The sequence below is a fragment of the Acinetobacter sp. OYA S30 genome (genome assembly GCF_033599315.1).
Lineage (GTDB): Bacteria > Pseudomonadota > Gammaproteobacteria > Pseudomonadales > Moraxellaceae > Acinetobacter > Acinetobacter baumannii.
This window is the reverse complement of record NZ_JAWVAV010000031.1, coordinates 21,778-40,201: the sequence shown is the minus strand read 5'-3', so window position 1 is coordinate 40,201 and position 18,424 is coordinate 21,778. Positions and strand designations below refer to the sequence as shown.

Here is an 18,424-nt window from a genome sequence, read left to right as displayed (position 1 = left end):
TTTATATTGAAAACTTGCCTACATATAAAATTGTGGTCAGAGTCAAAGGTTATGGCCAGAATGAAAAGCGAAATATAGTAGTAGGAAAAGCAATTTCTAAAGATGATCTGCCTATTGATATTCAATACGGGGCTAAAGAAACTAGAGAAGAGGCTAGAGTTCAGATAAATAAAGTACTAAAGCTTGTAAAAAATTATTTTAAAAACATTCAAACTGTTAGCTACAATGAAAAAAATGGGAATATAGTTGTTGAAGTTAAAGGAAAAAGTACTGTTGAAAATTTAAAGAAGGTTGATCAAGTACAATCTCTTTGGAAAAATCCAAATCTACCAATTGAAATTAAATTTGTTAGTTGGTCTATTAAACCATTATAGTTTGTATAATTGATTCTTCTAAGTAACCATAAAATAACATGTTTATAGAATTTAAAGATTTGAAGAAAAAGCGAAACATCGCTTTATTAATTGTAATTTTTCTTATTTTTGGTGGGGCATATTTCATTATTAACAATAAGAGAAATATTCAAAAAGTTGAATTAGTAATATATACCGATAAAACGATAAGCGAGAAATTTGGAGAAATTAAAAGTTATAGTATTCGTAGTTTTGGATCGGACCATTATTCTAGCCCTAAGCGACCAGCTTACTCTTATAAGGTTGATATAACTGGTGAAAAAGCTGATGGAATAGTTGAAATTGATATGAGAAAAGATCAAGGACAGCTTAAATATCTATATACAATTAAAATTACGGATGTAAGCCCGCATAGTTTTCGTATAAGAATAGGAAAACATTGATACATCTTAGTCTTTAAGATTTGTTATAAATAAAAAAGAGACCCATCAATGGGTCTCTTTTGATTAAATCTTTTATTTCTAAAACCTAAACTGCTTTTTGAACCTTTTGCGCTTTTGGCAATGTCGGTTTTCTTCCTAAATACAACGCAATCATGGCACCCGTAAATGTAAGCATACATAACGGTAAAAGAGAAATAGGGAAGCTACCCGAATAATCTTTTACAATACCCATAATAGAGTTCATAAGCCCAGTACCAATATGCGCAATCGTATTCACCGCTGCAATACCTACAGCTACTAAAGTAGGTGGTAAGCGCTCAGAAACCAATGCCCAGAAAGGACCTTTAATGGCATAGTTACCCATCAAAACGAGTGAGAATAAAAGTAAGCTCAAAGTTAAAGACGAGGTAAAAATAGTAAGAAGCAAACCAAAACTGGTCACAAATAACGGTATAGCTGTGTTGAGACTCTTATTACCACTTTTATCGGCATGTACGCCCCAAACAATCATGAAAGCGGCAGCTAAACCAAACGGAATCATATTTAAAAGACCTGTCTGCATGGCAGTTAGATGGAAGGCTTTTAAAATCTGAGGCATCCATAACGATAAAATATTGCTGGTTGCTGAACTTCCTGCATAAATAATTGCAAAGAACCATAGATATTTATTGGTAATCAGCAGTTTGAACTTACTCTTTTTCTGTTCGGCACTGTCTTGTTTTTCAGAGTTCAACAGTTGATTTTTTTCAAAAGTTAAAGTGCTTGATAACCAGTCCTTTTCTTCTTGATTTAACCATTTCACATTGTTCGCGGTATTCGGCAGCCATACAAGGCACAACAAACCAAGAAGGATTGCGGGTAATGCTTCAAGAATTAAAAGCACTTGCCATCCACTTAAACCCAGTAAACCATGCAAGCCCAACAGTAAGGCAGATAATGGTGAACCAATAAAGTTAGATAAAGGAATCGCAACCATAAATACGGCAACAATTCGAGCCATATATCGTTTAGGGAACCATAGTGTTAAATACAGTAATACGCCTGGGAAAAAACCGGCTTCGGCAGCACCAAGTAAAAAACGTGAAATTGCATATGAAATTGGGCCGGTAATGAAGGCAGTACAGCAACCGACAATGCCCCAAGTAATCATGATTCTGGCAATCCAGATACGTGCACCTAGCTTTTCCATAGCCATGTTACTTGGAATTTCAAATATGACATATGCAATAAAAAATAATGTCGCACCAAAACCAAAGGCAGTAGCAGTTAAACCAATTTCTTGGTTCATGGTTAAAGCGGCGAAACCAATATTCACCCGATCAATATAAGCGATGAAATAACAAAGAATGAGGAAAGGAAGAATACGAAAAGAAAGTTTACGGATCGTTGACTTTTCTACTTCCGATATAGATATATCATTTTTCATACATACTCCTTATGTACGTGAGAAACCAAACAGCTCGGTAGGGTTCTGATTTAAAATTAAACATTGCTCGTGTTTATCAAACACAATCTGTTTAAAAGCTTTAATCGCATCTTCATAAGTTATTAAAGATTCATGTTGGGTATGTGGCCAATCACTTCCCCAAATGAGTTTGTGTAAAAAGCCTTTTTCTTTAAAAATGTTATAGGCCTGTTGTGCCGTATTTATGTTGTTTGGAGTAGTGCCCAAACGGTAGAAGCCGGACACTTTAATCCAGTGCTGTTTTACGTTAAGTAAGCTTAAAAACTTCTGATAATCTGGATCTTCAATCCCCTTAACAGGGTCAACTCGGCCAAAATGGTCAATTACGACATCAAAGCGGTATTCATCCAATTGTGGCAAAAGCTGAAACAGATATTTCGGCGGTGCGTGTAATTCAACTTGCCAGTTGAGGTTTTCCACATTTCGTAAAAATTTTTGCCAGTCAGGCGTATTTAGCGCAGGAGGGTTAAGACCGAATAAATTTAAACGAACACCTACGATGCCTTGTGCCTTGAGATTCACTAGCTCATCAAAAGTCGTCGTATGTTGAACAACGGCGATCCCTTTTAAACGGTCAGGGTATTGCTGAATTGCGTTTAACATCGCTTGGTTATTGGTACCTAAAAAGCTGGGTTGAACCAAAACACCATGCGTGAAATTGTGTTCATCAAGATGAGAGATAAAACTTTGTACAGTTGCCTCATAATCAGGTGCATAACGTGCTGTTTCGATACTGTGGTCCTGAGTCGAAAAAACATGTGCATGTGTATCTATACAGTTCATTTTCATCTCACATTACAAATTTTAAAGCGAAAATAGCGATTAAAGCGGCAATGACTCCTACAGGAATTGCTTTAAATAACAGTTGATTAAAGAATTTGGTTTTGTCGATGTCTGCTGGTGCTGAAGCCATAATGAGGCTACCGCCAGACGAGAAAGGAGAAATCGCTGTAGACTGAGCGCCAACCACAATACAAATGAACAGCACTAGTGGGTTTAGGCCAGAGGTAAGTGCAAGCGCCGGAACAATTGGAAATAAGGTAGGAGCAACCACGCCTAGAGTGCTTGAAAATACAGACATAATGGCACTGATCAGACATAACAGTACTGGAATGACCCACACAGGAACATTGTTTGCTAACCATTCAGATAGGGTAGTAATAATGCCAAGTTTCACACCTAATGCGATGAGCATACCAACACCGCAAATCATGATCAGTGTTCCCCAAGGTACAAGTGCAATGACCTTTTTCTCATCGGCAAGTTTCATAAGTAAACTAATGAGCGAGAAGGTAATGGCAAGGAAGGCAATATCAATTTTGGAGTTTAAAAAGCTAATTGTTTTTACATCGGGAAAAACAAGGTGCAAGATTGGAAAAACTAAAACAATCGACATCATTAAAATAATAAGGAAAATAGATTGTTTCTGTTTTTTGTCGAATGGCTCAGGCTTTTGATCTTCAATTACAATTGAATTACTTTTTCTATTCCAAAGGGTATAAATTCCCAACACCGCAATTGGAATAATTAAAGTTAAGACAAAAATTCCACTGCTATATGAAAAAGCTGTTTGCGAGCTAATGCCAGTATTTTCCATTAAGCTTCGGAAAATAATGCCACTTTGCGATGTCATAAAATTTGCGCCAGCTAAAGCGCCATAATTTGCGGCCATCCCACCAATAATCATATTCATATTGGTTTTTTTACACAGCAGCAGTGTAATGGGTGCCATAAAGGCAAGTACTGTATAAAAACCAGCACCTAGGCCAGCAATAATGGTTGCTGCGAAAAAAATCGCTAAAGGTAAAAACTGAGGAAACTTACGGCATTTATATAAAAGATGGCTGGCAAGCTTCTCTAAAGCACCATTTGCCAAAGCAAAGTTATAAAACAAAGTAACGGATAAAATAATAAAGAAAATTTTGACAGGCCATAATTCAATAACTTCGGAAGGTTTAAGACCCATGCCAAAGCAACCAATCAGGTAGGCAAACGCTATCGTAAAAAATCCGATATTAATTTTCGTTTTATAACCTAAACCTATCGATACGGCTAAAGCCATCAGCATCAATGCAGTCATATTATCTTCCTTGATAAATATATAAACATCTAAACATATATATGTTTGGTTTTTTGTATTACACAGAACTATGCTAATATTGTCAAATCGATTTCATAATGTTTAACGCAAATGCTTGATGAGACTGCATTTAAAAATTTTAAATTGCCAAGATATGAAAAGGTCCGTTGGGAACTTCAAAAACTACTGATCCAGTCAAAATGGACAGTCGAAGAGCCTATTCCAAGTGAACAAGAACTTGCGCAAATGTATAGCGTATCGGTAGGAACCGTTAGAAAGGCGGTTGAAGGACTGGTTGAAGACGGCTTATTAGTTAAACAGCAAGGAAAAGGAACTTTCCTCAAACAACCTAATTTTGAAAATTCGCTTATTCGTTTTTTTAGATTACGTAATAAAAAAGGCGAGTTCATTCAGCCACAAGGACAAATCAAAAAAGTAGAAGTGTGTGATGCAATACCGGAAGTAAATGCCGAGTTGGGGCTTGAGCACACCGAAAAGTTGCTTTATATCGAGCGTGTCCGTAAGCATGAAGATGTCGTTGTATTAAGTGAGAGAATCTGGCTACCTGAACGCTTATTTAAAAATCTGGAAGAAATTCCAATCGCTGAGTTTGGTAACTTACTTTATCCTTTTTATTATCAGCACTGCGATCAATTTGTTTCTTCTGCAACAGAACGGTTAACTTTTGAGAAAAATATTAAAGATAGCTATTTAAATAACCACCTTGAAGACCCTTTAGTGAAGGTATGCCGTATTGCAAAAAATCTTGAAGGTGTAGCGGTCGAATACCGTGAGTCTTATGGTTTGGCCGATAATTTTCATTATGAAATAACAATTAATTAATTCTTTATGCAGCTTAATAAAGATTTCCTTATTGAGCTGCATAGCTGGTTCACTATCTTTTATAGTTAAGTATTTCTTGTAGGAAGTGGGTCATTATCCCATAAATCGAGCATCAGCTATTCCTTGAATGCCCAGCCCATAAATGGCAAAAACACTGCCTCGCAATTGGTTGTCATCAGGGAATCTCGGAAGAGGCGGTTGCGACATAGATGTAACAAACAAGACATTAAGATTTTTTCCACCAAAAACCGCACTGGTAATTTTTTTTACAGGCATTTCAATAATACGATCGATTTGTCCATCAGGACGATAGCGTACTAACTGACCCGAATATACTTTTGCATTCCATAAATAACCTTCACGATCTACTGTCGAGCCATCTGCTGAACCACCGTCTGATGTATCTATCTTACAAAAAATGGTTTTATTTGAGATTTGGCCTGTTTCAAGATCATAATCATAAGACCAGATTTCACCTTGCCATGTGTCTGCAAAATAGAGCTTAGCACCATCAGGACTCCAGCAAATACTATTTGAAGTATTAATATTATTTTCTAATTTTTCTATTTTATAATCTGCATCTAATCGATAGAGAGACGCGGTATTCCCATCTTCAAGGCGGTTCATAGAGCCAAAAACGAATCGACCTTGCCGATCGACACGACCATCATTTAATCTATTTTGAGGTAGGTCTGGTTCAGGGTTACAAATAAATTTTAAGTTGCCTGTGTCAAAGTCGAGTTGATATAACCCGTCTTCGAGCGCAACAATTGCGCCGTTATAATTTTCTTGTAAAGCAAAAGAACCTATTTTTTTATGGACTTCCCACGCCCGTATATTCCCACCGAATTCATCACAACAGAATAATCGTCCATCAACAATATCTACCCAAAATAGGCGTTGGCGAACAGCATCCCAAGTTGGGCATTCTCCAAGTTTTGTTTTTACATCTACCAGTACTTTAATTTCCATAATTCCTTTTTTAGTCCTTTTATTCAGTCATTCATCGATGAAACTAAATTAATGAAAGCTAAAAATAAAAACCAATGAAAATTTTTCTTTATCTAATAAGAGATTGTTATTGGTCCAGTGGATTAAAAATGTATGGAGATAAATAGCTAAAACTAAATTGATAAAAATAAGTTATTGCGTGGTGTAGAAATATCATTAGTAATTCTAAATCGACTTGATAGTTTAAGAGTGGACAAATGACATAGCGTTATACGTAAAGGCATGTGGATGCATTTTAATTAAAAAGGAATTAGAAATGAGCCTAAAAAAAGTTCATCGCCACTCTTGGGTATCATTAGTGATTTGCTGGATTATCTGGGTGGTTGTTGCATACGACCGAGAGTTGATTTTCCGCGCAGCCAATATGATTTGTAATGAATTTAATTTATCTCCAACGCAATGGGGATACACCATTGCTGCAATTACACTTTCTTTGGCCGTTCTTAGTATTCCGGTTGCTGCTTTAAGTGATAAACATGCGTCCGGTTGGAAGCGAGGAATTTTTCAGTGGCCCTTAGTAATTGGATTTACTTTTATTTCGTTGCTTTCAGGTATTACATCTTTAAGTTCAAGTTTCTATAAGTTTGTAACCTTACGTATTATGGTTTCTTTGGGTTGTGGGGTGGCAGAGCCAGTTGGGGTGAGTAATACCGCAGAATGGTGGCCCAAGGAACACCGCGGTTTTGCCATAGGCGCTCATCACTCAGGTTATCCGGTTGGAGCGCTACTTAGCGGTGTTGCAATGGCCACCATCATTACCTATTTTGGTCCACAAAACTGGCGCTATGCCTTTTTTCTTGGAATTATATTTGCTGTACCAGCATTAACGTTTTGGGCGATTTATTCCACCCGTAAACGTTATTCAGAGTTTCACCAATCTTGTGTAGATAATCAATTCACACCACCAACAGATTTTGTGCAGGATGAAGGAGAAGAAAAAACAAGTACGCATAGTACATGGGAGCGTTTAAAACAAACTCTAAGTTCTCGGGGAATTGTGTTTACCGCAGCCAGTACTTTAATTACCCATGTGGTTTATATTGGTTTTTTAACTATCTTTCCTGCATTTTTATACAATATTGTCGGGTTAGATCTGGCGAAATCGGCTGGCTTGAGCGCTGTATTTACAATTACCGGCATGATGGGGCAAATTATTTGGCCGACTTTGTCCGATAAGATTGGCAGACGACTCACATTGATTTTATGTGGTTGTTGGATGGCGGTCAGCATTGCAAGTTTTTGTTTAACCTCAGGCGTGGTTTCCGTCATTGCAATACAACTGTTTTTTGGTCTATCTGCCAACGCAATTTGGCCTATTTTCTATGCGACAGCATCAGATTATGCGCCAGCCGGAGCAATTGGAACTGCAAATAGTTTAATTACAGTTGCTCAGTATGTAGGTGGGGCAGTCGCACCGATTATTATGGGATATTTGCTTACGAGCTTTGGTGGCTGGCATAGTCATCAGGGGTATATCTGGTGTTTTCTCTTAATGTCATGTTGTGCGTTTATTGGCGTGATTTTGCAAATCATATTGGGTTATCTCATTAAAAAAGAAAAATCAGAACAAGTGGATAATTTAAGTTTGAGTGCAAATTAAATTCTTATTTATTTCAAGTTTTTAGTCTTATTTTCATCTCTGATGAAGCACCAGCAAAGTATGTCGATACTGGAATACTTTGCTGGCATTGATAAGAAAGCTAATTCTGCCAATACGGTGTGTCTCCATAGATTTCTGCAAAATAATCGATCACTGCTCTAATATTAAGTGGTGGATGACGAACATTTGGATAAATGGCTGCGATATGCTGGGGTTGTGATTTAATCGCGACTTCATATTCAGGTAAAAGCTTTATTAAGTCACCTTTTTTTAAAGCTTCGCCAATCAGCCAATCAGGAAATAAAACAATCCCCATGCCATGAAGCGCGGCTGTCATTAAACTCTCGGCATTGTTTGAAGAAAGTAACGGGGTAATTGGATAATGTACCCATTCTTCATTGGGCTTTCTCACTAACCAGCGGTTAGGACCTTCAAAACCTTTATAGACTAGGCACTTGTGTTGATTAAGTTCTGTTGGGTGGTCGAGCGTACCGTATTTGGCAACATACTGAGGAGAGGCGGCTAAATGATATTTTTGTGTACCAAAAATACGGGCATGAAATGATGAATCAGTCAGTGCTCCAATACGAAATATTAAATCTGTGCTTTCGCGTAATGGGTCTATAAATTCATCGGTTTGAATTAGTTCTATTAGAAGCCTTGGATAACGCTCTGATAAACCCGCTAACCATGGCGCAATATGCCGTTGACCAAAAAACACAGGGGCATTAATGCGGACGAGTCCCGATGGCTCTATGGTTTTATCTTGTAAAGCCTTTTGAGCTTCATCAAATTGTTCGGTAATTCTTTTTGCATATTCAAAAAATAATTTGCCCGATTCGGTCGGTGTGATTGCTCGCGTATTTCGGTAGAAAAGTTGTTGCCCCAACGCATCTTCAAGTTGTTGAATGGTTCGAGAAATCATGGAGGCAGACACATCTTCTTTACGTGCTACATTTGAGAAGTTTTGAGCATTGTAAACACTAATAAAGAAGCGAAGCGTGCGGATATCAATCGAATTTGTTAAATTCATTTGTGCAATTTCTGCAAAAGTGATTCATGAATTATGCTGTTTTTCTGATGAATTAGCTACCTTAGTATTCGTTGCCTAGATACAGATGAGGCAATGTAGATGCAAATTCTATTACTACTCCTAACCATTTTAGGGGGAATGGGGCTATCGGTCGAAGCCGGGCTTTTAGGGCCGTTAGGAAAGGAAGTAGGTGAGTTGTGGGCCACTTTTAGTATTTTTGGTGTGGGTGCAGCACTTACTTTTTTACTCATGTTGTTTTTTAGCCCACGTAATAGCCCTTCATTTTTTACACTTCCATCTTGGCAATTACTCGGTGGCGTTTTAGGTCCAGCTTACGTCATTATTTTGACCATTACCACTCCAATTATTGGCATTGCAATGACCATGATTGGCATTTTAGCGGGACAGGTATCTAAAAGTCTGATTATCGACCACTATGGTTTACTGGGAACTCCACATCGAAAAGTAGACCGTAAACGGGTAGTGGCACTCATCTTTATTGTTGCTGCACTTGTACTTGTGGCAAAAGCGTAGGAGACAGCCATGATAATTTTAATGATTATTCTCGCCGTTCTTGGTGGTGCTTTGCTGAGTGTACAGGCCGCAATTAATGGTCAACTTGGAGCAAAAGTTGGTGTATTTCGTAGTGCTTTTTTGACTTTCTCGGTCGGTGCTCTAATTACGGCTCTTCTTATTTTTTATTTTGAACCTAAACAAACCTTAACACTATTAGATGTTCCTAAATGGCAGTTATTAGGTGCTATGTGTGGCGTACCTTATATTGTCATTATGGTACTGGCTGTACAAAGAATTGGGGCTGCAGTTGCTACGGTGGCTGTGATTTTTGGGCAACTTTTGATGAGTATCTTAATTGATAACTTTGGCTGGTTCGGCAATGAAACGCTTCCTTTTTCATTGTATCGATTAGGGGCGCTAATTTGCTTAGGGATTGCTTTATATTTTATCTATTCAAGTAGTAAGGATAAAAAGGTAGAAGGGTAATACAAGCTTAAGATTGAAATTAATATAGGTCTCATTGTTAGTCGTAAAGCCCACTAATAATGAGGCCATGTTTAATATTTTAAGTACTTTAATAAATGAAAGAAGTTGCTGTTGAGAGATAGAAGTAAAATATAAGAAATATGGTAAAGTTAAAAACCTAATTCAATACATTAAAATTGATATCAAGATATTGTAGGAAAAACATGGTTAAAATTAAACCTCACCCAGCAACAAGCGGAAATGCATCGGCTGATCGCCTTTTAACTTTGTTAACTGCTTTTAGAATAGGTGATAAATCTTTAACCCTAGCAGAACTCGCAGAACGAACAGAATTAAATAAAGCAACCATCATGCGCTTAATCGTTTCGCTAGAAGATTTTGGTTTTGTTAACCGTCTTTCGGATGGCAGATATACGCTTGCTAGCGAAGTTATGCGTTTAAATACAATTTATCAAGATGCGTTAGACTTAGAAAGACATGTAATGCCTTGTTTACAGCAACTTGTAGATGAAATTGGTGAGACAGCTTCTTTTTACGTTAAACATGGAGCTTATCGTCTTTGCCAATATCGAATAAACTCTACCCATCGACTGCGTGTTCATGTTCAACCAGGCGAAGTTCGACCAATGGATGGAGCAGCATGCGCTCAAGCATTGAAATCAACATATGAACAAGTTTTAGCAAGAACTGAACCTTTTTATTCAACTGGTGTAACAGAACCCCACGCAGCTGGAATGGCATTGCCTGTGTTTGATGCTCAAAATGAGGTAGTAGGAGCCTTACTCATTTCAGGCCCATCAAGCCGTTTTACTGCGGAAGTTGCAAAATCTGTAGGTGATTTTTTCTTCAAAATTGCAGATGACTTAACGAAAAGTTTAGGTGGTAAGAGTATTCGTAATTAAATTTAATATTGTGAATTCAATGTCAAGAAGGGGCTCATGATTTAGCCCCTTTCTTATTTATACTATTTATGAAGTACTTTGTGGTTGTGTAAACAAAACAGCTTTTTTTCTAGACATGATGAAAACCATAATAGCTGACACGAGATTTAAGGCTGCCAGTGGAAGTAAGGCGATAGCATGACTTCCTGTTGCATCATGGATTGCGCCATAGATATTCACCATCATTCCGCCACCAATCAGATTGGCACATGCACCAATTGCTGCTAGGCCTGCCGCTGTTGTAGTCGGTGACATCCATGAGGATGCTAAAGCCCAGAATGGACCTTTTGCAGAATAAGCACCAATTAAAACGATACTAAGTAAAAAGATTGTGCCAATAAGTGAAGATGTGAACAAAGCAATTAATAAACCAAATGAGATCATCAATAGAGCGATTGCTGTGTGCCAAAGGCGTTCATTTTTACGATCTGAGCTGCGGCCCCAAAGAATCATGGCAATAGAAGCTATACCATAAGGAATTGCATTCACCAAACCAATTTCTACATTACTTAAACCGAATGATTTAATTAATTGCGGTGCCCAAACACTCATTGTACTGCCTGCAGCAGAAGCACCAGAATAAATAATAATCATAGACCAGATGTATTTATTCTTTAAAAGTTGCCATAATGAGATATGACCGATTGGAGTTTTTTGTTGGCGTTCAAATTGTAGTCTTTCAACTAACCAAGATTTTTGCTCACTATTGAGCCATTTTGCTTGTTCTGGTCGATCAGTAAGAACAAATAAACAAGCGATACCCAGTAAAACGGCGGGGATACCTTCTAAAATAAATAACCAATGCCATCCACGCATACCCATCCAGCCATCTAGGGATAATAAAAATCCTGATAATGGTGAACCTAGAAAGTTTGCACCTGGAATTGCTACCATGAATATTGCCACCATTCTGGCTCTATAATTAGCAGGTAACCAATAGGTTAGATATAAAATTACACCAGGGAAAAAGCCTGCTTCAGCTGCGCCTAGTAAAAAGCGCATAATATATAATGAGGTGGAGTTCTCAACAAATGCAGTTGCAGATGAAATTACTCCCCACGTCACCATAATTCGGGCAATCCATACTTTTGCTCCAAATTTTTGCATGGCTAAGTTGCTGGGTACTTCAAATAGAAAATATGCAAAGAAAAATAAGCTACTGGCGAAACCAAAGGCTGTAGCTGTTAATCCAAGATCTTCATTCATTTGTAATGAAGCCATGCCAATATTGCCACGATCAATAATAGCGATGACATAACAAATTGTTAAAAAAGGCAGTAATCGCCACGCCACCTTGCGCATTGTTTCGCGCTCTATCGCACTTGGTTGAGAATATTCTGTAGACATAAAAAATCCTTTTTATATTCAATATTTTAATTGTTCTCGCATCTAAAATATTAGAAACAATTGAGTTTCATTTAGCTATTGAGTAACTTCCAGTTAGCGATAGCTCGTGGGTTTAGTAATTGGCCATTCCAAATACTCACGATTTGTTCGAGTGCTAAAAGACCAACACGATTGCGTGAATCTGTTGTGTTTGCTCCTATATGAGGAGTCACAACCAAGTTAGGTAATTCCCATAATGGATTATCTTTTTCTGGCGGTTCTGAAGAAAAGGTATCTAATCCTGCACCAGCAATTTTATTATTTTTTAGAGCATCGACTAATGCAGCCTGATCAATTAATTCACCACGTGCTGTATTGATTAAGATGCTTGAGCTTTTCATCTTTTCAAATTGGGCGTGAGAAAATAAGTGTTTATTCTCTGCCGTAAGTGGACAATGTAGACTAATAATATCGCTGTTTTCGATAAGTTTTTCAAAGTCGTGTTCCTGCTCTACATAATCGAGCTCTGGCAAATTTTGTAGAAACGGGTCATATACTTTTACTTTCATGTTTAAGGGAGCGACTAACTTCATGAGTATGCTACCGATTGCCCCTAAACCAATTAAGCCCAGCGTTTTGCCATATAACTCCACGCCATTTGCACTTGCTTTGTCCCAATGTCCCTCTCGAATACGTTGGTCTAACCATGTAACTTGTCGAGCAACATTGAACATGAGTGCAAAAGCATGTTCGGCAACAGATTGTGCATTTGCACCTACTGCAATAGTGACAGGAATTTTTCGTTCAGCAGCAGCTTGAGTGTCGATTGTGTCAAACCCAACTCCATGTTTTGCAATCACTTTTAAATTATCAGAAGCAAAAATCATATCTCTAGAAAGTTTGCCTGTTCGAACAATGATTGCATCAGGTTGTTCATCATGGATGAGTTTTTCCATTTTATCTTTTGCCATGTAGGGTTCAGTTGGAATCAACTGAATATCATGGGACTGAGCATACAGTAACGCATCTGAAGTTAATGTTGGCCCCGTGATAAGAACTTTACGTTTCATTTTGACTGCACTCCATTTAAGTATTTTGAGCAAAATACATCCTTAGTAATCAATATTATTAAAACGATATTTCAAAAAATTAGTCAATAGTAAAAATTAAATTTAAAAAATGAGCAAAATTTAGTTTAAATTTAATTAAAAATGAAATGACATTTCAAAAAAATGCTGTCATATTAATTTGCACAAAAAACTGATGTAAGGGAAAAGTTATGGCAATTGGTTTTAGAGTGCTAAAAAACGACAGAAAAGTTGAGCAAAAATGGATTGAACAATATCGAGATCTACCAGTCGCTAATGTAAGTGACTCAATGAATCGGATGACTTCAGGTGGAGCTCAATTAAGACCAATGCATAAAAAGGGATATCTTTGTGGGCCAGCTATTACAGTTAAGGCTCGTCTGGGTGACAACTTGATGTTGCACTACGCTATCGATATCGCCGAAGCGGGAGATGTCATTGTGGTTGATGCTGGTGGCGATCTAACCAATGCATTAATTGGAGAGATGATGGTTGCGTATGCCATTAAAAAAGGTATAGCTGGCATTGTTATTAATGGCGCTATTCGTGATTCGGTTGTAATTGGAGAAGGTGAATTTCCACTTTTTGCAGCAGGAATTTCACATCGAGGACCTTATAAAGACGGACCTGGTGAAATTAATGTTCCTATCGCGATTAATGGAATGGTGGTTGAACCTGGAGACTTGATTTTAGGTGATGAAGATGGGCTTTTAAGCGTGCCTTATACGGAAGTTGAAGAGGTTTATCTGAAAGCAAGCGCCAAACATGCCGCTGAACAAAAGCAATTAGAGCAAATCGCCGTAGGTGAAAATGACCGTAGCTGGGTGATTAACAGCTTAAAACAAAAGGGATGTGAATTACCGGAATAAGGTTATTCAAAGCCATTCAAACAGGAAGGGAACTAGCGAAGTCAATGATTGAGCTTCGTTAGTCTATCTAAAGTTAATTCAATAATCATTATTTTACTGATTGAAAAATAGGAAATTTCAATTCGGTCTATGTGATTTCGTCTAAAGGAAAAGGACATGAAATATAAAGGGATAATTTCTTTATCATTATTAATGAGTATTACTTTGCAGCAAGCCAAAGCTGAAAGCGAAGATAACTCGGCGCTAAATGAAAAAATAATTAAATTACAACAGCAAATAGATTATCTCATGGAGAGGCAGAACTTAAATCAAAATAACAGATTGAATAAAGCACCTGAATTGAGTCCAAACAAAACATCAAACACTGATAAGCCTGTTTCGGCTGATCAGACTAAAATTAAATTTTATGGAAATATACGGGTTGATGCTGCATATGATTTTGAAGGTTCAACGCGTTCAATTGCGAATAAAACAGGGTCAATACCATTAGACAATTCAAACTCAACAAGTAAATCATTAAATGTTTCTGCTGCGACTTCACGTGTAGGGGTGGATATCGTTAAGCCAACCTCGAAGGGAGATTTGGTTGGAAAGCTAGAAGCCGATTTCATGGGGAGTGGTGGAGATAACGGTAATGGTTCGGTTCGGGTTAGACACGCTTATATTTCACTAGGAAATTGGTTAATTGGCCAGACGACTTCACCTTTTGTAAATAGTGATACTGCTCCAAGTTTGGTTGATTTTACAGGTGCGATGGGCACAGGAACTCAGCGTAATATACAGGTCCGTTATCAATACATTGTTGATGCCAAACGAAAAATATTAGTCGCTTTGGAAGGCGGTGATGTTGAAAATAAAAATGTAGAAGGTGGAAGTCGTTTTCCTGCATTAACCATGCGATATGAATTTAAGAATCCAAATTTATTGGTTCAATTGCACGGCATGCTTCATGAAAATCGAGCAATTTCTAATGCGAATGAGGAGCAAACTAAACTTGCTTGGGGTGCTGGATTAGGCACAAAGTATAAGCTTTCTGAAAATGACTCAGTTGTGTTTAATTACTATCACATAGCTGGTGATAATCGTTATATGCTTTATTCAAAAGATAATGATGCCTTCTACTTTGATCAAAATCGAATGTATTTAAGTGAATTTGATTCTGTCGAGTTGGGGTATATGCGTAAATGGAATGAAAATTTACGTTCTTCTTTGTCCGCTGGTAGCCTCGTCTACAAAGATTCAGATTTTTCAGAAAATAACCCTGAACAAAATAAAAGGCTAATCAATGCAAGCGTTAATTTATTTTGGACGCCTGTTGAAAAAGTCGATCTTGGTGTTGAATACACTTACGGTAAGAGAGAAATATTTTCAGATTTAGAAGGGAAATTATCTCGAATCAACTTATTAGGTCGATATAACTTTTAATGTAATTACAGAGATTTTAAAGCGCCATTTTCTTCTAATTGATAACAGATGAATTCTTATAAAGTAAAAAAGAGACCAGTGAATGGTCTCTTTTTTCTTAATTATACTAGCATCCTCAAATTTATTTTTTAGTGGTATCCACAGAAACCACAACAGATAGACCAGGACGCAACAATTTAATATCAGGTTGGTTCTCAAGGAGTTTGATGCGTAAAGGTAAACGCTGAACAATTTTAGTAAAGTTACCCGTCGCATTTGTTGCTGAAATTGGCGAGAAGAATGCACCAGTCGATGGTGAGAAACTATCTACCACACCTTTTAACTCAACATTGTAAGCGTCGACATAAACAGTGACAGGCTGGCCGATTTTAATTTGTTTTAGCTCAATTTCACGGAAGTTTGCTTCTACATACACTTGATCTAAAGGCACAACCACCATGAGTGGATTACCTGCGCCAACAAAGTTGCCCACATTTGCAGACTTTTGCCCAATCATGCCATCAATAGGTGCTCGAATTTCTGTATAGCTCAGATTCAGTTTTGCTTTATCAAGCGCAGCTTGGGCTTGTTTTAAAGCGGCTTGTTTAGCCTGTACCTGAATCTTATATTGGTTGAGCTGATACTGCGCATCAATGACTTTTTCTTTACTGCTGTCCAAGTCGGCATATTGCTCGGTCAATGTGGTTTTTGACTGTTGTGTAATCAATCTAGACTCAGCACCAAGTGCCTGTAATTGCTCATAGCGTGCGGTATTATCTTTAGTGAGTTTAATGCCGGCTTCTACTTTTCTAAGCTGGGCCTCTGTTTCTCGAATAACAGTTGGTTGTCTTTCTACTGCCAGCATTGCTTCATTTAAGTCAGCTTGTGCTTTGGCATAATTAGATTCAGCTTCAGCTAAAGCCGCCTGATAATCACGTGCATCAATCCGTGCCAAAAGCTGGCCTTTTTTTACGGTCTGGTGATCTTTAATATAAATTTCTTCAATATTACCTGACACTTTGGGAGCAATGGTTGAGTACTCGACATCTACCCGCGCATCGTCAGTTTTAACAATGGAAGAAGGTAAAAATATAACTTTTAAAATCCATAAAATGGAAACTAGAACGACTATAAATGCAATAACCATAACCCAGTGTTTCTTAAGATATTGCATCTTTGTTAACTTGGGTGACTCGGTCATGGAGTGATCTTGGGCTTCGAGAGTACTCATAAAGATTTTCCTGAGTTATGACTATTCATTAACTTAATGAGAGCAATGCGTGGTGGATAAGTTCTAACTGGCAAAATCAGCATAACGATAAATAAAATTGCAGTAAGTCCCGCTAAAATCAGATATTGATCGCTAATGACTAATACTGATTGCTGTGCCTGAATCGCAGAATTTAAGGCAGATAAACCACCGGAAACACGTTCGGTACCATCTGCACTCAGCACAGGCGGGGTAAGAGGATTAATAACAGGGCCTTGAATATTTTGAAAAACATGTTGTGCGGTATTTTCAATCAGCCGTGTTGAATGGTATTCACCACGTACTCGATTGACCCAGTCCAAAAGGCACACACCGAGTACGCCGCTAATAGCACGCGGGGTGTTAATCATAGGCGAAGCATAGATTGCCATAGTTGGGTGGACACTATTTGTACCCATCATGAGGAGTGAAAGCACTACACAGGTTTGTCCTAAACATGAGATTGCATGCCAAAAATAGAATTGATCTTGGTTCCAAGTCGTATCAAGTTGACTTGCCCCTAAGCAGCCAACCATAACCAAAAGTAAACCAAAGCCATGTACATATCGGCTATCAACCCAAGCTTGGTTCAAAACTTTAATAACAATCGGGATATAGATAAATTGTAATGCGGCAATTTGTAAGCCAATCCACATGGTTTGAGTAGGCTTATAACCATGCACGGCGCTTAAGTAATTAAGAGGTAATGTACTGGTTGACATACCAATAACCACAAAGCAGAACAGCGCAATAACAGCATAACCAAAATTTCGTATTTCGAGCATTTGCGGTTTAATTAATGGTGTTGGATAGCGCCATTCATGTATTAAAAATAAAGGGAGGGTAATGGCACTCATTAAAGCCAAAACACAAATCAATTTTGAATGGAACCAGTCCAAATGATTGCCATGCAAAAGCATGGTACTAAGGCTTGCCAAACCAATAATGGCTAGAATCGCGCCAGTCCAATCGTAAGTTTTTATTCTTGAGTAATTTAATGGATCTTGCGGAATACCGAAGTAAACTAACGCAGCACTTAAAGCACAAAAAGGGATGGTTTGGAAAAATATCATCTTCCAACCAATCACATCTAAATAAAAGGCAGCAAGCGCAGCACTTAAGTTTGGGAAAAAAGTTGCTGTCAATGCATAGCAGGCCAAGCCCCATAGACGAATTTCAGGTCCTAGGAATCTAAGTGCACATGCCATTAATAAAGGAATGGTTAAACCATTGGCGAGTCCTTGTAAGCCCCGTAATAAATAAAATATTTCGATATTTGGGCTAAAAGGAATTAAAACGCTAGAGAAGAGGCAAAGTCCTATCGCAAAAAGAAGAACCCGACGCATGGAAAAAATAACGGCCCAACTGGTGGACAGGATCATCCCAATAATCATGGCACTGGCATAAATACTGCTGACCCAATAACCAGAGTCGACACTAATACCCATCTCACCGCGAATATCGACCAAGGTAATGCTGCTAATTCGGTTATTAAATTCGACAGTCATGGCTGCAAAAATGGCACCTGCCAAACCGATGAGTGGTCGTATATTCATCTTTTACCTTAAATTTTAAAATGAGCTTAATGCTTATAGCGGTGATTAAGCTCAACTGTACCGATCGGTACTCTACTATCTTATTAAATTTACGTCAATTCTCGATTTTGAACTTTTCGATGAGTTACACTAAGAATGAAATTGCTAAATATGTTTGTAGG

17 protein-coding genes and 1 pseudogene are annotated in these 18,424 nt (G+C 37.8%); 9 read left to right on the top strand and 9 right to left on the bottom strand.

Features of this window, described 5'->3' with window-relative positions; translation table 11 throughout:
• Nucleotides 1–374: pseudogene (locus tag R5R67_RS14435) on the top strand (hypothetical protein); the annotation flags it as partial.
• Between the two features lie 38 nt (nt 375–412).
• Nucleotides 413–796, top strand: coding sequence for a hypothetical protein (locus R5R67_RS14430; protein WP_000469446.1), 384 nt, complete (start codon nt 413–415; stop codon nt 794–796).
• A gap of 85 nt (nt 797–881) precedes the next feature.
• On the opposite strand, the gene R5R67_RS14425 is transcribed toward R5R67_RS14430, so the two are convergent.
• Genes R5R67_RS14425 through R5R67_RS14415 form a run of 3 tightly spaced genes read right to left on the bottom strand, consistent with a single transcriptional unit; the run spans nt 882 to nt 4,341 of the window.
• Nucleotides 882–2,222: an MFS transporter gene (locus R5R67_RS14425; RefSeq protein ID WP_000786781.1), complete on the bottom strand. Its 1,341-nt coding sequence runs from the start codon at nt 2,220–2,222 to the stop codon at nt 882–884.
• Between the two features lie 9 nt (nt 2,223–2,231).
• Complete coding sequence (locus R5R67_RS14420; RefSeq protein ID WP_000995618.1) at nt 2,232–3,044, bottom strand: amidohydrolase family protein; 813 nt, start codon at nt 3,042–3,044, stop codon at nt 2,232–2,234.
• Between the two features lie 7 nt (nt 3,045–3,051).
• Complete coding sequence (locus tag R5R67_RS14415; RefSeq protein ID WP_000126040.1) at nt 3,052–4,341, bottom strand: SLC13 family permease; 1,290 nt, start codon at nt 4,339–4,341, stop codon at nt 3,052–3,054.
• A 111-nt stretch (nt 4,342–4,452) separates the two neighbouring features.
• On the opposite strand from R5R67_RS14415, the gene R5R67_RS14410 reads away from it, so the two are divergent.
• Complete coding sequence (locus R5R67_RS14410; protein ID WP_000883490.1) at nt 4,453–5,184, top strand: GntR family transcriptional regulator; 732 nt, start codon at nt 4,453–4,455, stop codon at nt 5,182–5,184.
• A gap of 93 nt (nt 5,185–5,277) precedes the next feature.
• Here the strand turns inward: R5R67_RS14410 and R5R67_RS14405 are convergent, their stop codons facing one another.
• The gene (locus tag R5R67_RS14405; RefSeq protein ID WP_318754918.1) at nt 5,278–6,156 is read right to left on the bottom strand and encodes an SMP-30/gluconolactonase/LRE family protein; all 879 of its coding nucleotides are present in this window, start codon (nt 6,154–6,156) and stop codon (nt 5,278–5,280) included.
• Between the two features lie 295 nt (nt 6,157–6,451).
• On the opposite strand from R5R67_RS14405, the gene R5R67_RS14400 reads away from it, so the two are divergent.
• On the top strand, nt 6,452–7,795 hold the full coding sequence (locus tag R5R67_RS14400) for an MFS transporter (protein WP_000053793.1): 1,344 nt from the start codon (nt 6,452–6,454) through the stop codon (nt 7,793–7,795).
• 100 nt (nt 7,796–7,895) lie between these two features.
• On the opposite strand, the gene R5R67_RS14395 is transcribed toward R5R67_RS14400, so the two are convergent.
• Entirely contained in the window at nt 7,896–8,828 is a 933-nt protein-coding gene (locus R5R67_RS14395) for a LysR family transcriptional regulator (protein WP_001054779.1), read from the bottom strand.
• A 99-nt stretch (nt 8,829–8,927) separates the two neighbouring features.
• Between R5R67_RS14395 and R5R67_RS14390 the strand changes: the two genes are divergently transcribed.
• The 3 genes from R5R67_RS14390 to R5R67_RS14380 all read left to right on the top strand — a co-directional run bounded on the left by R5R67_RS14390 (nt 8,928) and on the right by R5R67_RS14380 (nt 10,732).
• The gene (locus R5R67_RS14390; RefSeq protein WP_001166493.1) at nt 8,928–9,362 is read left to right on the top strand and encodes a DMT family transporter; all 435 of its coding nucleotides are present in this window, start codon (nt 8,928–8,930) and stop codon (nt 9,360–9,362) included.
• A 9-nt stretch (nt 9,363–9,371) separates the two neighbouring features.
• Complete coding sequence (locus R5R67_RS14385) at nt 9,372–9,830, top strand: DMT family transporter (protein ID WP_000584777.1); 459 nt, start codon at nt 9,372–9,374, stop codon at nt 9,828–9,830.
• A gap of 203 nt (nt 9,831–10,033) precedes the next feature.
• A complete protein-coding gene (locus tag R5R67_RS14380; RefSeq protein WP_000238907.1) occupies nt 10,034–10,732 on the top strand; it encodes an IclR family transcriptional regulator in 699 nt (232 codons plus the stop codon).
• Between the two features lie 66 nt (nt 10,733–10,798).
• Here the strand turns inward: R5R67_RS14380 and R5R67_RS14375 are convergent, their stop codons facing one another.
• Nucleotides 10,799–12,118, bottom strand: coding sequence for an MFS transporter (locus R5R67_RS14375; protein ID WP_000102825.1), 1,320 nt, complete (start codon nt 12,116–12,118; stop codon nt 10,799–10,801).
• Nucleotides 12,119–12,189: 71 nt separating this feature from the next.
• Entirely contained in the window at nt 12,190–13,167 is a 978-nt protein-coding gene (locus R5R67_RS14370; protein ID WP_000824430.1) for a hydroxyacid dehydrogenase, read from the bottom strand.
• A 209-nt stretch (nt 13,168–13,376) separates the two neighbouring features.
• On the opposite strand from R5R67_RS14370, the gene R5R67_RS14365 reads away from it, so the two are divergent.
• Both R5R67_RS14365 and R5R67_RS14360 read left to right on the top strand, forming a co-directional pair.
• Entirely contained in the window at nt 13,377–14,054 is a 678-nt protein-coding gene (locus R5R67_RS14365; RefSeq protein WP_000974227.1) for an RraA family protein, read from the top strand.
• A gap of 156 nt (nt 14,055–14,210) precedes the next feature.
• Complete coding sequence (locus R5R67_RS14360) at nt 14,211–15,479, top strand: DcaP family trimeric outer membrane transporter (protein ID WP_000875427.1); 1,269 nt, start codon at nt 14,211–14,213, stop codon at nt 15,477–15,479.
• 121 nt (nt 15,480–15,600) lie between these two features.
• Here the strand turns inward: R5R67_RS14360 and R5R67_RS14355 are convergent, their stop codons facing one another.
• Both R5R67_RS14355 and R5R67_RS14350 read right to left on the bottom strand, forming a co-directional pair.
• Nucleotides 15,601–16,689, bottom strand: coding sequence for an HlyD family secretion protein (locus tag R5R67_RS14355; protein ID WP_000105399.1), 1,089 nt, complete (start codon nt 16,687–16,689; stop codon nt 15,601–15,603).
• On the bottom strand, nt 16,686–18,263 hold the full coding sequence (locus tag R5R67_RS14350; RefSeq protein WP_001026286.1) for an MFS transporter: 1,578 nt from the start codon (nt 18,261–18,263) through the stop codon (nt 16,686–16,688). The genes R5R67_RS14355 and R5R67_RS14350 overlap by 4 nt, the downstream gene beginning before the upstream one ends.
• Between the last annotated feature and the right edge of the window lie 161 nt (nt 18,264–18,424).